At 38.8% G+C, this 15,427-nt stretch carries 16 protein-coding genes; 2 read left to right on the forward strand and 14 right to left on the reverse strand.

Annotated elements, in window-relative coordinates; genetic code table 11:
- Position 1 precedes the first annotated feature (1 nt).
- From A5849_RS08825 to A5849_RS08860, 8 genes are all read right to left on the reverse strand, one after another.
- Positions 2-445, reverse strand: coding sequence for a MarR family winged helix-turn-helix transcriptional regulator (locus A5849_RS08825; RefSeq protein ID WP_002335036.1), 444 nt, complete (start codon positions 443-445; stop codon positions 2-4).
- A 149-nt stretch (positions 446-594) separates the two neighbouring features.
- The gene (locus A5849_RS08830; protein ID WP_002309371.1) at positions 595-882 is read right to left on the reverse strand and encodes a DUF5960 family protein; all 288 of its coding nucleotides are present in this window, start codon (positions 880-882) and stop codon (positions 595-597) included.
- 232 nt (positions 883-1,114) lie between these two features.
- Positions 1,115-2,467 carry an NADH oxidase gene (locus A5849_RS08835; protein ID WP_002309372.1) on the reverse strand — a complete coding sequence of 451 codons (1,353 nt, stop codon included), beginning with the start codon at positions 2,465-2,467 and terminating at the stop codon, positions 1,115-1,117.
- Between the two features lie 270 nt (positions 2,468-2,737).
- Positions 2,738-3,184, reverse strand: a complete 447-nt coding sequence (locus A5849_RS08840) for a Fur family transcriptional regulator (RefSeq protein WP_002289542.1) — start codon at positions 3,182-3,184, stop codon at positions 2,738-2,740.
- A gap of 240 nt (positions 3,185-3,424) precedes the next feature.
- Complete coding sequence (gene cysK, locus A5849_RS08845) at positions 3,425-4,351, reverse strand: cysteine synthase A (protein ID WP_002309374.1); 927 nt, start codon at positions 4,349-4,351, stop codon at positions 3,425-3,427.
- Positions 4,352-4,492: 141 nt separating this feature from the next.
- Positions 4,493-5,386, reverse strand: a complete 894-nt coding sequence (locus A5849_RS08850) for a glucosaminidase domain-containing protein (protein WP_002309375.1) — start codon at positions 5,384-5,386, stop codon at positions 4,493-4,495.
- A gap of 246 nt (positions 5,387-5,632) precedes the next feature.
- The gene (tkt, locus tag A5849_RS08855; RefSeq protein ID WP_002313803.1) at positions 5,633-7,630 is read right to left on the reverse strand and encodes a transketolase; all 1,998 of its coding nucleotides are present in this window, start codon (positions 7,628-7,630) and stop codon (positions 5,633-5,635) included.
- Between the two features lie 101 nt (positions 7,631-7,731).
- Complete coding sequence (locus A5849_RS08860) at positions 7,732-7,983, reverse strand: DUF896 family protein (protein WP_002309377.1); 252 nt, start codon at positions 7,981-7,983, stop codon at positions 7,732-7,734.
- Positions 7,984-8,129: 146 nt separating this feature from the next.
- Here A5849_RS08860 and lexA point away from each other — a divergent pair, with 146 nt between their 5' ends.
- Together lexA and A5849_RS08870 are read left to right on the forward strand one after the other, a co-directional pair.
- Positions 8,130-8,753, forward strand: a complete 624-nt coding sequence (gene lexA / locus A5849_RS08865) for a transcriptional repressor LexA (RefSeq protein WP_002309378.1) — start codon at positions 8,130-8,132, stop codon at positions 8,751-8,753.
- Positions 8,754-8,930: 177 nt separating this feature from the next.
- Positions 8,931-9,149 (forward strand): hypothetical protein, encoded by a 219-nt coding sequence (locus A5849_RS08870; RefSeq protein ID WP_002297436.1) that lies wholly within the window; start codon positions 8,931-8,933, stop codon positions 9,147-9,149.
- Between the two features lie 221 nt (positions 9,150-9,370).
- On the opposite strand, the gene A5849_RS08875 is transcribed toward A5849_RS08870, so the two are convergent.
- From A5849_RS08875 to A5849_RS08900, 6 genes are all read right to left on the reverse strand, one after another.
- Positions 9,371-9,883, reverse strand: a complete 513-nt coding sequence (locus A5849_RS08875) for an adenine phosphoribosyltransferase (RefSeq protein ID WP_002295813.1) — start codon at positions 9,881-9,883, stop codon at positions 9,371-9,373.
- Positions 9,884-9,896: 13 nt separating this feature from the next.
- Positions 9,897-12,194, reverse strand: coding sequence for a single-stranded-DNA-specific exonuclease RecJ (recJ, locus tag A5849_RS08880; RefSeq protein WP_086310050.1), 2,298 nt, complete (start codon positions 12,192-12,194; stop codon positions 9,897-9,899).
- Positions 12,195-12,335: 141 nt separating this feature from the next.
- Complete coding sequence (locus A5849_RS08885; RefSeq protein ID WP_002309380.1) at positions 12,336-12,779, reverse strand: lipopolysaccharide assembly protein LapA domain-containing protein; 444 nt, start codon at positions 12,777-12,779, stop codon at positions 12,336-12,338.
- A complete protein-coding gene (locus tag A5849_RS08890; protein ID WP_002309381.1) occupies positions 12,780-13,568 on the reverse strand; it encodes an SDR family oxidoreductase in 789 nt (262 codons plus the stop codon).
- Entirely contained in the window at positions 13,565-14,506 is a 942-nt protein-coding gene (gene rnz / locus A5849_RS08895) for a ribonuclease Z (RefSeq protein WP_002313806.1), read from the reverse strand. Before rnz ends, A5849_RS08890 begins: the two co-directional genes overlap by 4 nt.
- A gap of 194 nt (positions 14,507-14,700) precedes the next feature.
- Complete coding sequence (locus tag A5849_RS08900; RefSeq protein ID WP_002309384.1) at positions 14,701-15,288, reverse strand: hypothetical protein; 588 nt, start codon at positions 15,286-15,288, stop codon at positions 14,701-14,703.
- Positions 15,289-15,427: the final 139 nt, after the last annotated feature.

The raw sequence follows: 15,427 nt of genomic DNA on the forward strand, positions 1-15,427 counted from the left end.
TTCATTTGCTTCTTCGTATAAATTCTCTGTATCGACCGATAAAACGAAATACTGTGTCAAATTCTTCTTTTGACATATTTTCAAATACAGCAGCATCTCGCTGGACCCATTTTTGATGTAGTTGCTCGTGTCTATTCTTTATTTTTTGTCCGATTGGCGTCAATTGAAAATAGATTTCTTTTTTATTCTCTTCGCTTTGATAAGTGTTTATGATCCCTCTGGCTATCAGTTTTTTTGTTAGCTTACTGATGGCTCCTCTAGTCATATAACTAGCATTCGCTAATTTTGTCACGTTAGGATCAGGGATTTTCCCGATATGTTCAATCACTTCTAGTTCATTTAGCGTAAATCCTGCAAATTCTTTTTCCATTTCTGGTTTATTACGATGAATAATCTCATTAGCTAATTCCAGATATTCTTCTATTAGCAGCTGTCTTTTATCCATTTCTACACCTTCTTTTTCTTTCATTATATTATTTTTTTGTTTCCTAAACAACAAAGTTAAAAGGATTTTTGTAGTAAAAAAGAGAATGAAATCAAGAAAAAAGGGGTTTGACAAAAATGTCATAACCCCTTTTTCCGAATAAACGGTGTTTAAACATCATCTTCTGTTTCTAGTTCATACGGCTGTCCTTCATATGTGTACTCCGTATTCAATGTGCCGTCATTTTCATCTGAGTAGATACGCCGACTGAAAGGAAAACGATGAGAAGCATTATCTTTCGCATCTTCTGCTGGCATCGTATAATATTCCTCTTGTGTTTCATTCAATTGAGAGAGCACTTGCTCCGCCAACTCATCTATATTGATCGTCGACTCCTTCGCAACATTTTTATAATCTTCTAAAAATGCATCTTGTTGGACAAAATATTCTTTATTCATTTTCTTTCTCACCTTTCTTTTCAAGTTCAAGTAAAACTGCTTGTTCTTTTACGTAATAGCTTTATCTTTGTTGCTTATTGTGACAAAAAATGCGAAGAAAGACAACTAATTGTACTTTTCACAAAAAGACAGAGGGTCGTGACAAAAAATACGTCACAACCCTTTTTCCAAAATAAACGGTATTTAGTCAAAACTAAACAGCTTTTTCCTAACCGCTCTCGTCTGTCTTTCTTTATTGTGCTGTTTCGATTTCGCCTAGCGCTGCTTGTGCAAGTAGGTTCAAGTAATTCCAAGGACGGTCAAAATGTGGTTGGAAGAAGAAGTCTGAAAGAGCAAGATCTTCTACAGTCATTTTATTTTGAACAGCTAAAGACATAGTATTTGCTGATTGCGTAATGTCGTATTTAGACATGAACTGAGCACCAACGATACGATTTGTGCCTTTTTCATAAACTAACTCCATCATTACTTTTTCGGTAGTCGGCATGAACTCTGGACGATAATTGTCTTCAAATACCGTTGCTTGGACTTCTAGATCGTTCAATGTTGCGCTTTCTTTGGTCACTCCTGTCGAGCCAATCGTCCAGCCAAAGAGATAAAGTCCTGAAGTTCCTTGAGTCCCACGATACGCCATTTTATGCTCTGTCAAGTTATTTCCTACAAGCAATCCTTGGCGCACGGCATTTGTTGCCAGAGGAATATAGTTTTGTGTGCCACTTGGATTGTAGTTGACTACTGCTGAATCTCCAGCGGCAAAAATATCTGGATCACTTGTTTGCATGTATTCATTTACTTTGATTGCCCCGTTTGGCAGTGTCTCTACTTTTCCTTCGATCAGTTTTGTATTTGGACGGAAGCCCACACATAAAATGACCATATCTGTATCAAATGTATCTGTTGGTGTAGCTACTTGTTTCACTTTTCCTTCTTCATCTGTGATGAATTCAGTAACATTTTCACCTAATGCAAGAGTGACACCACGGTCTGTCAATTCTTTTTCTAGGATATCTGTGAATGGTTTATCTAGATATTTGTTCAAGATGCGATCTAACCCATCAATCAATGTTACTTGTTTTCCTGATTCGACAAAAGCTTCGACTAATTCAATACCGATATACCCACCACCAACGATTACTACACGTTTTGCTTCTTTCGCTTGTGCAATGATTTCATTTGCTTGGTTGTAGTTTTTGCATAGGAGTACATTTTTTGCATCAATTCCACTAATCGGTGGGATGATAGGCCATGAACCAGTTGTCATTACTAATTTATCATAAGAAACCGTTTCTGTTTCTCCTGTTTTCAGATCTTTTGCCGTCACTGTTTTGTTTTCTGTATCGACGTCTGTTACATCGTGTTCCATTTTAACTGTTGCTCCTAATGAAGATAATTCTTCAGGGTTTGAGTAGAACAAGCCTGCTGGGTCTTTTACTACTCCGCCGACATAAAGTGCGATACCGCAAGATAAGAAAGAAATATTGTCATTTCTTTCATACACTGTCACTTCTGCTTCTGGATGATTTTTTAAAATACTTTTTACAGCTGCAGTACCTGCATGAGTACAGCCAATTACTACTACTTTCATTTATGGTCCCTCCGATTAACATTTTGTCCTTCGACAAAATTACTATAACAGAAATAAAACGGATACAACAGTTTAATGCTTGTGAATTCACAAAGGTTTATTTGTAGTTTTACTCATTTACAATCATAGAAATCCATTGTTAGCAAGATCATCATTGTGATAACATTCACTTTAACGTTTGTCCTTGTGAATAAAAGACAAAAAAATAAAAAAAGCTAGCGTTTTTTTACGTAGCCAGCTTTTTTAAGTGTAACACTTGTAGAAACTGTTTTACATTTGTGCCTTTTTTGCTGATTCTTTACAGTCTGGACAAAGTCCATACAATTCCAACCGATGTTCGTTAATCTCAAAATCAGTCAGCCTACTCGCAGCCATTTCTATATCTTCTAACCCTGGGTAATGAAAATCAACGATCTTACCGCAGTTTTCGCAAATCACATGATAGTGACGCTTTGAGCTGAAATCAAAGCGACTAGAAGCATCGCCGTACTTCATTTCTTGAACAAATCCAATCGAAGTAAACAGACGAAGATTGTTGTAAACGGTCGCAACACTCATGTTTGGGAAACGATGTTCAAGTGCTTTATAAATCTCATCAGCTGTTGGATGGGAATGATGTTCAATCAAATATTCTAAAACCGCATACCGTTGAGGTGTGATTCGAATGTTCTCTTTTTTTAACTTTTCGATAACCTCTTCGACTAACTTATTTTCCATGTAAACACCCCACGTTGTTATTCTCGTCCTATCATACTATTTTTACATTTTAAAATCCACTTAACATGAAAAGAAAATTCAATTTTATTGTATTTTAATGAAAAAAAGACGTAAAACAGTCATGTTCACCATTCTACGTCTCTATTCAACTAACTCTTTTCTTATCATAGATTTTTGTGTTTTCTCTTTTCATCTGTAAAAGCCTTCCACATAAACCTATTTATAGAGAAACAAGTTTACTTACATTTCTTGGTAAAGGGCTGTAGATAAATAACGTTCACCATTGTCGGGAACGACTGCTAATACCTTTTTGCCTTTCCCTAGTTCTTTTGCGACTTTTAATGCGGCAGCAATTGCAGCACCAGATGAGATACCAACTAAAATCCCTTCTTTTCGTCCGACTTCTCTAGCTGTTTCCATCGCTTCGTCACCAGTCACGGAAAGGACTTTATCATATACAGAGGTATCCAATGTTTTAGGGACAAATCCTGTACCGATTCCTTGGATCTTGTGAGGACCCGCTTCTTTTCCTTCTAAAATGGCAGATTCTGCCGGTTCTACCCCTACTAATTCGATTTTTGGATACACACGTTTTAATTCTCGGCCAGCGCCAGTGATTGTCCCGCCTGTCCCGATACCTGCGACAAAAGCGTCCAATCCATTTACTCCAAAGGCTTGATGAATCTCTGGACCAGTCGTTTTTTCATGTACAAGAGGATTTGCTTCATTTTCAAATTGTAAGGGTAAAAAGTAGCCATTTTCTTTTGCCAAACGTTCTGCTTCTCTAATGGATCCAGAAATACCATCCACACCAGGCGTCAGAATCAACTCTGCGCCGTATCCTTTCATCAATAAACGTCTTTCGATACTCATCGTCTCAGGCATCACGATAATGACTTTATATCCTTTCGCGACTCCTACCATCGACAATCCGATTCCTGTATTTCCGGAGGTAGGTTCAATGATAGTATCTCCTGGTTTCAGTAATCCATCATGTTCCGCTTTTTCTATCATACTTAGAGCAATCCGGTCCTTTACACTTCCTCCTGGATTAAAAAACTCAAGTTTCACAAATACATCTGCTGAATCTTCTGGTACGAGTTTATTTAATTTGACGATTGGCGTTTTACCAATCAATTCGGTGACTGAGTTATAGATAGCTGTCATCTTCAATTCCTCCTTGTCTTTGCTCTTCCCTACTTATCATAATACAATCTGTTCATTTCTGGCGAGTGATTCGTCTTTGACTAGTAAAAAAAAAGACAAAGATATACCAGATATGGTCGTTTCTTTGCCTTTTTATCTAAATCACACGTTTAGTTCTTGTCCGACTAATAAAGAATAACTGGACATGGACATGCCGTTTTTCGCCATTAGATCATCAACAGACATGCCAAATTTTTGTGCAATATCCCATAGCGTATCTCCTGATACAACTGTATATGTTTGACTACTATTTGTATCCGTACCTGTTGTCGACGATGATGATGACGTTGAAGTCGTCGTAGTAGTTGTTGTTGTTGTACTTGTAGTTGTTGTTGTCGCCGAACCAGTTGATGGTGTATCAAAACGGGTTAAATTATAAGTATTAATCAATGAGTTCAATTTGGTTCCATAATCTGGATCAGTAGCGTAACGACCTGTCAAGTACGCTGTTGCATCATAAAAACTTGTTGTATTGCTTTTCCATACACCAGCATAATGATAATCGCCTGTTGAAAAACTGGTTGAACGAAGAACATTTGCGTGGTCTTGGAAGGATTCCCAATAAGAAGAATATTTTCGGAATGGTTCATTCATCGTTACCCATTGTCCGTTTACATATTCTTTGGTTGCCATATAAACGACCTGTCCGTTATAGCTTCCTTTTACACCGAACAAATTATAATTGGGCGCACTAGCTAATCCGGAAGTACCATATGCACTTTCCAACAACGCTTGAGCGATCATGACTGAAGCATACAAGTCATTACTTGCAGCAACTTCTGATGCAGACCAGCCGATTTGATCGATAAACGCTTGAGGATCAGCAACTGTTTGAGATCCTTGTTCATCTGCATGAACACTTTGCGGTACCGCTGTAACCATCATCGGCCCAACTAAAAGACTCGTTCCAATTAAAGGAGCAATCGCTTTTTTATTGATCACCATGTTTCTTTTAGGTCTATGGTGTCGGGCACTGCGGGTCTTCAGCTCTTGCATTCAAATTCCTCCTCAAAATAAAAAAACTTACTAAAAAGTTCTCTTCTTAAAACAAACTTAATTAATTGAATTATACTTTTAATTCTCAAGAAACACAAACTAATCCGAAGAATTCTTTGTTTTGTCATTTAAATGTAATATAAAAGAAAACGAAAAGTAACATTGATTTATTCTTACCACCACATAAAAAACAGCTGCCTCCAACTTGCAGACAGCTGTCTTTATCATTCAAACAATGATTGGTGTCTATGATAATTGATTGTACGTATTCACAACATTTTCTACTGTAAATCCAAACTCTTCTAAAATTTTAGCACCAGGAGCAGATGCACCGAAATGATCGATGGTAATCGTTGTTCCTTCTGTACCCACATAGCGTTCCCATCCGAATGATGCAGCAGCTTCGATCGCCACGCGTTTCTTCACTGCTTTAGGAAGTACGCTTTCTTTGTATTCAGAAGATTGTTTTTCAAACAGGTCGAAGCTTGGCATAGAGACAACAGAAACATCTTTCCCGTTTTCTGCCAATTCTTTTTGAGCTTTCACGGCTAAATCAACTTCAGAGCCAGTTGCAATCAAAATACCTTCTGGTGTTTCTCCTTTAGCTGGAGAAAGAACGTATGCGCCTTTTTTGACCATTTCATCTGCTACTTCTTTTGTAGAAGGCAATACAGGAAGGTTTTGGCGGCTCAATACAAGGATAGTAGGCGCATCACTAGTCTCCATCGCCACTTTCCAAGCAGCACGTGTTTCATTTCCGTCTGCTGGACGAATCACTTGGACACCAGGCATGCAACGAACAGAAGCTAATTGTTCAATCGGTTCGTGTGTTGGTCCGTCTTCTCCGACAGCAACGGAGTCATGTGTCAAAACGTAAACAACAGGCGTATGTTGAATCGCTGCTAAACGAACAGCTGGTCTTAGGTAATCGACAAAGACAAAGAATGTTCCGCCATAGATACGAGTTCCGCCATGAAGTTGGATACCATTCATAGCCGAAGCCATCGCAAATTCGCGAACGCCAAACCAGATGTTACGTCCTTCATAATGTTCAGGAGTAAAATCTTTATCAGCAGCTACCATTGTATTATTGGAACCTGATAAATCTGCTGAACCACCCCAGAAACTTGGTATAGCTTTCGATAATTCTTGGATGACTTCTTTACTTGAAACACGGCTTGCTTGACTGCTTCCCACTTCATAAGTTGGCAATTCTGCATCCCAGTTTTCTGGCAGTTTTCCATCAAAGGCATCTTCAAATTGTTGTGCTAATTCAGGATAAGCTTTTTTATAATTGGCAAACATTTCATTCCACGCATCTTCAGCTTTTTGTCCTTCTTCTATCATTGTTTGATGGAAGCGGGCAGCTACTTCTTCGGGAACAGTGAAGTCTGGATAATCCCATCCGTAAACTTCTTTAGCCATCTTGATACCATCTTCACCAAGAGGAGCACCATGAACAGCAGATGTTCCTTCTTTAGGAGCACCGTAGCCGATGACTGTTTTTACTTCGATCAACGTTGGTTTATCTGTTTCAGCTTTTGCTTCTTCAATCGCTTTAGAGATTGCTTCTAGGTCATTTCCGTCTTTCACTAAGATATGTTGCCAGCCATATGCTTCATAACGAGCACCAACATTTTCTGTGAACGCTTTTGAAGTTGGACCATCTAATGAAATATCGTTTGAATCATATAAAACGATTAATTTACCTAACTTCATATGACCTGCCATCGAACTTGCTTCTTGAGAGACTCCTTCCATCAAGTCTCCATCCCCACAAATTGCATACGTATAGTGATCCATTACGTTGAAGTTTTCTTTGTTATAAGTGGCTGCAAGATGTGCTTCTGCCATCGCCATACCAACAGCCATTGCAATTCCTTGGCCTAATGGGCCTGTAGTAGCTTCTACACCATCTGTATGATGGACTTCAGGATGTCCCGGTGTCTTAGAATCCCATTGACGGAATTGTTTCAAATCATCAATTGTCACTTGATAGCCAGCTAAATGAAGTAAACTATATAACATTGCTGACCCATGTCCTGCTGAAAGAATGAAACGGTCGCGATCAGCCCAATTTTTCGATGTCGTTGGATTTACTTTCAGGTGTTTTGTCCATAACGCATATGCCATAGGTGCTGCGCCCATCGGCAATCCAGGATGTCCTGAGTTTGCTTTTTGGACTGCTTCAATACTTAATGTACGAATTGTGTTAACGCCAAGTTGGTCAATTTTGTCAAACAAAATAACCCCTCCTATTAATTTAGGTTTTTTTTACCTTTATTTCTTACACTCTCATTCTATAAGATGTCAAACGAAAAAGCAATCATTTTCAGTATTTTTTACTAAAAGTTGTCATTTCGGTTGTGTAAGCCTTTTTTCTTTTGGATTTCTTTTAATTTTTCCGGGGTCACGTCATTGCCCTCAGGATCGACGATTTTCATTCCTTCGATATGATGACGCATACCGGAACGAAAAGCTTCCAAATACTCTTTACGCAAGTTGATTTGTTCTTGTTCTTCGGCTTTCGAGAGACCATTTTCCTTCTTTTTACGTGCAAGTTCATTGATCCGCTCTATTTTTTCAGGTGACAGCATGCTCAGCCCTCCTTTTACTCTCCTTCATATTATATAAAAACTGAAAAAAAAACAACTAGATAAACTAAATAAAATACGAACATTCGTTTGATTTAGCGCTTTTTATATGGTACTATTTATTTATCAAGTGAAAGAAGGTGTACCTTGTGGCCCGACAAACTGAATCAAGACAAATTGAAGTCTTACGTTATATCCATGAACAAGTAACCCAAAAAGGATACCCGCCAACTGTCCGTGAAATCGGGGAAGCTGTTCAGCTTTCTTCTACTTCTACTGTTCACGGTCATCTTGCACGGCTTGAAAAAAAGGGGTTTATCCAAAGAGATCCGACGAAACCTCGTGCAATCGAGTTGACAAAACAAGGTTTAGAAAAGATTGGGATTCGTCCAACAACTATTCCAGTACTTGGCGTAGTAACAGCTGGAGAACCAATTTTAGCAGTAGAGGATGCTTCGGACTTCTTTCCGATCCCTCCTAATCTTTCTTCTGAAGAAGGCAGTCTCTTTATGCTGACGATTCGTGGAGATAGTATGATCAATGCTGGAATTTTGGATGGCGACAACGTGATCGTTCGGAAGCAGGAAACTGCACAAAACGGTGATATCGTCATTGCAATGACTGCAGAGGATGAAGCGACTTGCAAACGATTCTATAAAGAAAAAAACTACTTCCGTCTTCAACCTGAAAACGACTTACTCGAACCAATCATTTTAGATCAAGTATCTATATTAGGACGAGTAGTAGGGCTTTATCGTAGTCATATCTATTAATTAGTACTAAAAAAGAAATTTTTTAAAACCGAGTTTGAGACCATTGTCTCAAACTCTTTTTTCGCCCAAGTTCTTCTTCTTTCAAATTTTTATCGCTTCCCTCTTTACAAACCGAACAAATATTCGTATACTAAATATACGAACAATTGTTCGCATAAATTAACGAGGTGAGAATTCATGAAATCAATGAGACGTCTTGGCTTAGTATTAACTGTTTTGTTTTTAGGTATTATTATTGGTAATTTCGGCATACGTCCAGCTTTACTTGTGTTTGTTCCGTTATTTACTTTGTGGTTCATGTTGTGGGATGAAAAGAAGTACCGTCAATCTGAGCGGCGCAGAATTCATGAAGATCATTTCTATCATGAACCCTACTACAGATCCAGGCAATCATAATGAGGATTGACTGCTAATTGTTCAAAAGACAAAAAGTTAAACTTTTACGAGGGTGTGACAAAAAATGGTCACATCCTTTTTTTCGAACTTTTACTGGACTTTGACTGGCTCCATTTATAAAAAAATAGCGACCCTCAAGCGTCAGAGTGCCTATCTGACTTTTGAGGGTCGCTTCAAAATCGCTTCTTTATAAATTATAAATCATAAATCGCTTTTTCTGCTTAATATTCCATTAATGTAATAATGTCGTATCCTTTGATTTTGTCGCGTCCATGGAGATCCATCAATTCGATTAAAAATGCGCAGCCTACGACTACACCACCTAATTGTTCGATCAGTTCGATTGTCGCTTTGATCGTTCCACCTGTAGCCAGCAAATCGTCACAAATCAGCACACGCTGACCTGGTTTAATGGCATCCTTATGCAATGTCAATGTATCTGTTCCATATTCTAATCCATAAGTCACTTCGATGGTTTCTCGAGGTAATTTTCCTTTTTTGCGGACTGGTGCAAAACCGACTCCTAACTCATAAGCAACAGGACATCCTACGATGAACCCACGTGCTTCTGGTCCAACTACCATATCAATTCGTTTTTCTTTTGCATAATTTACGATTTGCTTCGTAGCTTCCCGATAAGCATCACCATCTGCCATCAGCGGGGAAATATCTCTGAACACAATTCCTTTTGACGGATAGTCGGGAATACTGGCAATATAATCTTTTAAATCCACTCTTTGTTTCCTCCTAGGTTGTTAACCATTTCTTTATGGTAGGAATATCGCTCAAAAGCAAAAATTCCTCAACTTTGATTTTATTTAGCCGCTGCTGGTATAATTTGCTCTCAGTCAAAGGATGACTTTCTGGGCTGGCGACTTTTTGTAAAACACCGTTCTCTATTGTAACAAATTTCAATTCAAAAAACACCTGTATCATAAAAATTAATAATTTTTCAGGGATACGCAAATATTGAGCTACTGCTTTTATTTTATGACGTATATCTATTCGTTCTTGAGAATGGATCAATTTAAACAATTTGGCGTACTGTTCTCTTGTGCCTACCCCATTCAAATAAGCCTCATCAGGTGAAATCCCCATCAGATAAACACGATTGAATGAATAAGACCCAAAGACTTCTTTCAGCTTTGCTAAATCATCTGGACAATCCATAATAACCAGAGATTTCGGTTTTCTTTTTTCAATTACTGCTTGTATAAAGTCCATTCCTTCGAAAACAATCGCCGTTTCTTGGATGCTCTCCGGCACGAATTTCAACGTCGAAGAATCAAAAGCTAAATAAAGACTGTCTTCAGATGTTCGGCTCTGTTCACGGAAACGTTTTGCCCGCCAATCAAATACCTGCAGACCACCTACTGCAAAATCAGATACCATCAGTTGTGGTTTCTTACGTCCATTCCATTCATTGATCGAAAGCTTTCCTACTACATCTACTAGATTATTCAGCAGTTCTTCTTCTTGAGTTCCAAAACCAAAAGCGACCGCATCAAGCTGACTAGATTCATCGGAAAGGACAAATTTCAGATGCTGTTGGTTTGCTCCGATTTTTTTGACATTCGCTACTTGGACTTGCCGAAATAAAAATTGAGGTAAAGGATTATCTGTACCAAATGGCGCTAATAATTTTAGTTCATCAATACGCTCTACTGTTACTTCATTCGGAAGTAGCACTTCATCAATTCTTAATTCAGGTCCTCTTGTCAAATCGATTTGACGATCGACTATATATTGGTTCATCTTCTCCTGTAGTATTGTGACATTTTCACTTGGCATCGTTAACCCGACTGCTGCATGATGTCCTCCAAAATAAGTAAATAGATCCCGCATCTGGTCAAGCATTTCAAAAAGGTTCAAGGCTTCAACACTACGTCCAGAACCTTTAGCTGATCCGTCTTCTTTTAAAGTAAGAACAAGCGTTGGTTTACCAGTTTCGTTCATTATTTTTCCTGCAACAATACCTAAAACACCTTCATGCCATCCTCGGTTTACCAATAGATGGATATGATTCTCCTTATTGACCATTGCTAATGCTTCTTCTGTTATCTGCTCTACGATTGCTTTTCTTTCTTCATTGATTTCATTCAATTTTTTTGCTTGAATGGATGCCTCTTCTTCGTCAAACGTTGCAAGCAATGAAACGGCAGGTCGCGGGTCACCCATTCGACCAATGGCATTTAGTCTGGGCGCAATCGAAAAGCCGATCGTTGTTTCGTCTGCATCCCTCATTTTTATGCCGCTTTCTTCAAACAGTGCCTGAAGTCCTATCCGTTCTGAATGATGGATGGCATCGATTCCTAATGAAACAAGGATTCGATTCTCATCAGTCAATGAAACTAAATCGGCGATTGTTCCTATCGCTACTAAATCCAAAAATTCTGCAGGTGGTTCTTCCAACAATGCAGAAGCTACTTTGAATGCTACTCCGACTCCTGCCAGATCTGGAAATGGATATTGCCCCGCTGGATGACGAGGATGAACAATCGCATAGGCGTCTGGTAATTTCTCAGGTAGTTCGTGATGGTCTGTAATGATCACGTCTACACCAGCTTGCTGAGCATATGCTACTGCATCATTTCCTGCTACCCCGTTATCAACAGTGATAATCAACTGGATGCCTTTTTCGATCTTTTCTTGGTATACCGATCGATTTGGTCCATACCCGTGCTCAAATCGATTTGGCAAAAATACTTCTACTTCTGCGCCAAGTAATTCCAGTGTTTCTTTCATTACCGTTGCACTGGTGATTCCGTCTGCATCATAATCACCGTAAACGAGGATTTTTTCTCCACTGATTACAGCTTTTTGTATTCGACTGATTGCTTTATCCATATCGTGCATCAGATACGGATCATGTAGTTCTTGTTCCTTTGGATGTAAAAATCGGTTGATATCCTCTTCCTCATGGTAACCTCTTTGCCACAGTAACTTACCGACAAATGGAGATAATTTCAGTTCACGGATCATTTGGAGAAAGGATTCAGAAGGCTCTGTCTCGCTTAACTTCCAATCAAAATTTGCTTGTCTCACTTTCTCACTCCTAACTTAGTTATTATAGCAAAGGAAATCAGCAAAAAAAAGCAGAAAGAAAGAATAAAAATAGATCAGATCCGCTAGACTGATGTTCAGCAGGACCCGATCTTTTATACGACCATTTATGAAATATCGCTATTAGTCAAAATAATTGAAGCTTTGTTTTGGTACTTGCGTTTTTTGTTCTTCCGGCGCTTTCAATTGACTGATTTGTGTTGTTTTCGCTTGTAATTCCGCCTGGTAAGCAGCTTCCAACTCCGCGCGTTCGTTTCTAAACTCGCGTTGCTGTTCTTCTTTTGCTTCTTCAATTTTCTTTTGCAGATCTGTTTGGTATTCTGATATTTCCTGAGTCAGCTGCTTGATTTGCTTTTTTTGCTGCCATAGTGTTGCCGAAGCAGTCAAGAATACGATCAGTGCACCAATCAGCGCAGAACCGATGATCACTAAGATCAACGGTGCAGAAAAGGAAGTGAAGCCAAAACTTACAGGGACATTTTTATTGTTCAATACAGCAAAAAGAACAATAATCAAAACTAAGATAAATCCAAGAATCACATTGCTTTGCTTTTTCAATTCCTCCACCTACTTTTTGTTAAAAATTCCGCTGGCTAAATAATCACCAATCGTTGGAAACAGCGTATAAAATTTTGATGCAACTTCTAAAATAAACGGTTGATTGATTTCCCGTTTTGGATGTCTCATATTGCGGACAATCATTTTTGCCAACTTAGTAGGTTCTAAAACGATTTGCCCGACTTTTTCCAAATAGCTTCCGCTTGGATCAGCCTTGTCAAAGAAATCTGTCTCGATTGGACCTGGATTTACTGTCGTAACAGCTACACCAAGTGGTTTCAATTCTAATCGCAAGGCGTTGGAAAAGCCAAGGACTGCAAATTTCGTGGCAGAATAAACCGTTGATTTTGCAGTTGCCATTTTCCCAGCCATTGAGGCGATATTAATAATATGTCCTTGTCTTCTTTCTGCCATATTGATCGCAAATTTTTGTGTCAAAACCATCATTCCTAAGATATTGACTTCAAACATATCGTACGCTTTTCCGAGATCGAATGTAAGGAAGTCCTCGAAAATACCAAAACCAGCATTGTTTACCAGAATATCGACACGTCCAACTTCTTCCATTACTTTTTCATATAGTTCATCCACACTATAAGGATCGCTGACGTCTACTTTGAAAGCATAAGCCTCTTTGCCACTCAAGCGTCTGCACTCGTCTCTGACACCTTCTACAAATGCCATTCTTCGTGCGCAACTTATAACGATTGCTCCTTGCTTTGCTGCTTCATAACAGATTTGCGCGCCTAGACCACCTGAACTACCTGTTACTAAAACAACTTTATCTTCTAAATTCATGCCTCATCCTCCTCACGAAATGGTATCTCAATGCTATCAAAATCTTTCATGATCGTTGTGTTTTCAAACACTTCTTTTGCTTCTTTTTCAAGCTCTAGAGCTGCTTTTCCTAAATATCTTGCACTGATATGAGTAAGCAACAACCGTTTTGCCTGCGCTTCTTTTGCTACTTCAGCAGCTTGATGAGTCGTGGAATGGAAATAGTTATGCGCCATTCTTGCTTCATCTTTATTAAATGTGCTTTCATGTACCAGAATATCACTGTTTTCCGCAAGCACAACAGAATTATGTGTTTTTCTCGTGTCCCCCAAAATAGTCACGATCCGCCCTTTTTTATTTGGGCCTACGAAATCTTTTCCATTGATCGTCCGACCATCTTCTAGTTGGATCGTTTCCCCTTGCTTTAGCTTGCCGTACAGTGGTCCAGCAGGAATGCCTAATTCTTTCAGACGATCCACCTGCAATTCTCCTTTATGATCATGTTCAACCACACGATAACCGAAACTGTCGATTCCATGATTTAGTTTTTTTGCATAAACAGAAAATTGCTGATCAGTAAAAATCGGGTCTGTTTCATTTAACTCGATGAATTTCAGCGGATAACTTAACCGTGTTTGCGAAATGCCTAAAGAGACTTTTATGTATTCCTCTATCCCTTTTGGCCCGTAAATCTCTAATGGCGTATCCCCACCTTGAAATGAACGGCTGCTGATGAGTCCGGGAAGCCCAAAAATATGATCGCCGTGTAAATGTGTAATGAAAATTTTTCCGATTTTTCTCGGACGGATAGTCGTTCGCAAAATCTGCATTTGCGTGCCTTCACCACAGTCGAATAACCAAACTTCATTACGTTCGTCTAAAAGTTTCAATGCTATGCTTGTCACATTTCTATGTTTTGCAGGAACACCTGCGCCTGTTCCTAAAAATTGTAATTCCATAATCTACCTGACTTTCTTTAAGTTCCTCTTTAATTTTAGGGGAAAAAGATAGGATAATCAACCGTAAGTCGAGAAAGGCTTCAAATAAAAATAATGTTCTTCTGTGATAACGTTTTCTTTAAACTCCTTTAAACTCCTTTAAACTCCATTGTAAAAACAGCAGCGAATCCTTTTGAGATTCTCTGCTGTTTTTATTAATTTGAAGATTCGGAACTCTCATTGTCATCGGAAGATTGCGGATGTTTGTCCTCCCAAGTCTTTTGGGCAGCTTCTTTCGCCTGCTTTTCGGCTTCCTTCGCATCATGCACATCTTTTTCGACATCTTCATAATCCAAACGGGTGATTTCTCCGCCTAATTCCATCATCACTAATTGATTCAATGGACGATTGTCTTCTTCATCCGCAATCAAAATCAGTCCTGTAGCTCCTTCACCGATTTTATTTCCTACAAAGTCGAACACAGTCTGAGCATCTTTTATTTCTTTTGCATCTTGTGTCGCACCGATCATCCCTCCAGCAAACCATCCTAATAGAATCCCTAGCGGCCCACCTAATACGCCAACCAACATACCAATCAACCCACCAGTAGAAGATTTGTTATTACCAGTAAAGTCGATAAAATCTTCTATTTTGAATTGATGGGTTCCATTGGGATCATGGCTGACAACGGCCATCTGTTCTCCTTTGATCGAACGAACAGCATGGAGTTTTTTGATTTCTGAAAATGCCTGATATGCTTGGCTTTCTACTTGAAAATTTAAAATGATTACTCGCTTGCTCATTGAAAACGCCCCTTTCATACCTTCTTGTTATTTATTTTACCTTTAATTGTAAAATAAGAAAAGAAAAGCACTCTTTTCTACCTAATAAAAAAGGAGAATGGCCTCAGCCATACTCCCCTTAGATTTGAATCTATATTTT

The organism is Enterococcus sp. 10F3_DIV0382, from assembly GCF_002140245.1.
GTDB classification, from domain to species: Bacteria; Bacillota; Bacilli; order Lactobacillales; family Enterococcaceae; genus Enterococcus_B; species Enterococcus_B lactis.

Bases quoted from the DNA above. Each gene is read 5' to 3' on its own strand.
- A5849_RS08825 (WP_002335036.1), bottom strand. From the start codon at position 445: ATGGATAAAAGACAGCTGCTAATAGAAGAATATCTGGAATTAGCTAAT.
- A5849_RS08830 (WP_002309371.1), bottom strand. From the start codon at position 882: ATGAATAAAGAATATTTTGTCCAACAAGATGCATTTTTAGAAGATTAT.
- A5849_RS08835 (WP_002309372.1), bottom strand. From the start codon at position 2,467: ATGAAAGTAGTAGTAATTGGCTGTACTCATGCAGGTACTGCAGCTGTA.
- A5849_RS08840 (WP_002289542.1), bottom strand. From the start codon at position 3,184: ATGGAAAATAAGTTAGTCGAAGAGGTTATCGAAAAGTTAAAAAAAGAG.
- cysK (WP_002309374.1), bottom strand. From the start codon at position 4,351: ATGACAGCTATCTATAACTCAGTCACCGAATTGATTGGTAAAACGCCA.
- A5849_RS08850 (WP_002309375.1), bottom strand. From the start codon at position 5,386: ATGCAAGAGCTGAAGACCCGCAGTGCCCGACACCATAGACCTAAAAGA.
- A5849_RS08860 (WP_002309377.1), bottom strand. From the start codon at position 7,983: ATGCTGTCACCTGAAAAAATAGAGCGGATCAATGAACTTGCACGTAAA.
- A5849_RS08870 (WP_002297436.1), top strand. From the start codon at position 8,931: ATGAAATCAATGAGACGTCTTGGCTTAGTATTAACTGTTTTGTTTTTA.
- A5849_RS08890 (WP_002309381.1), bottom strand. From the start codon at position 13,568: ATGAATTTAGAAGATAAAGTTGTTTTAGTAACAGGTAGTTCAGGTGGT.
- rnz (WP_002313806.1), bottom strand. From the start codon at position 14,506: ATGGAATTACAATTTTTAGGAACAGGCGCAGGTGTTCCTGCAAAACAT.
- A5849_RS08900 (WP_002309384.1), bottom strand. From the start codon at position 15,288: ATGAGCAAGCGAGTAATCATTTTAAATTTTCAAGTAGAAAGCCAAGCA.